The organism is Oleiphilus sp. HI0066 (assembly GCF_001635725.1).
This window is the reverse complement of the sequence record NZ_LWFH01001618.1, coordinates 1-905: the sequence shown is the minus strand read 5'-3', so window position 1 is coordinate 905 and position 905 is coordinate 1. Positions and strand designations below refer to the sequence as shown.

General features: G+C 42.7%; 2 protein-coding genes. Both read right to left on the bottom strand.

The window, feature by feature from the left end; all coding sequences use genetic code 11:
* Positions 1–591 (bottom strand): sulfite oxidase heme-binding subunit YedZ (locus tag A3738_RS25430; protein ID WP_068763944.1); only part of this gene is annotated, 591 nt, incomplete at its 3' end.
* 2 nt (positions 592–593) lie between these two features.
* The coding region (locus A3738_RS25425) for a molybdopterin-dependent oxidoreductase (protein ID WP_156504493.1) at positions 594–905 on the bottom strand (312 nt) is incomplete at its 5' end.

Genomic DNA, 905 nt, shown 5'->3' with positions numbered 1-905 from the left:
CACTTTAGATTTCCAAGCAAGCAGAACATCTAACCTAAATGACATTAGGGCAACGAAAAAAGTGAAGTAGACGAGCGCCTCAAAGTAATCAGCTCTTAACTGCCAATAGACATGAACGACTACCAAGAACGTCGCTAGATATACCCAACGATGCAGACGCTTCCATTTCTTCCCTAATTTTTTAATTGCCGTGCGAGGAGAGGTCACTGCCAAAACTAATAGGATCAGGAACGCCAACGCACCAACAATGACGTAGGGTCGTTGATACAAATCTTCTATAAAATTTCTCCAATCAACGAGAAACATACCGTAGCTCAACAAATGCAAGCAGGCATAGAAGAAAACCCACAACCCAAGCATACGGCGATATTTAACGAAACTAGGAAGCATCTTGAATTTACTTAGCGGCGTGACAGCTAATGTCACAAACAGCACAATAAGCGAGGTTTCCCCCAAGAACTCTACTAAAGCTTTCGCCGGCTCCGCCCCAAGGTTATTAACCACCAATCTATACACGATGTATGGCAGTGGAGCTAAGCAAGCAATAAAAATAAACCACCAACGCATCAAGTGAGCAGTTTTTACATTCATAATTAGTAGTTCTTCTTCAGATCCATCCCAGCGTAGAGTGATGCAACCTGCTCTTCATACCCATTAAACATCAAGGTATCGATGCGATTTGGACTAAACAAAGAGTTAGGTAATCGCCTCTCTGTCTTTTGACTCCATCTAGGGTGATCAACGTTGGGGTTTACATTGGAATAAAAGCCATATTCACTTGGCCCCGCTTTCTCCCAACTCGTTCGTGGTCGTGTCTCGCTAAACGAAATTCGAGCTATGGACTTTATGCTCTTAAAACCATATTTCCATGGGACAATCAGTCTTAATGGAGCACCATTTTGATT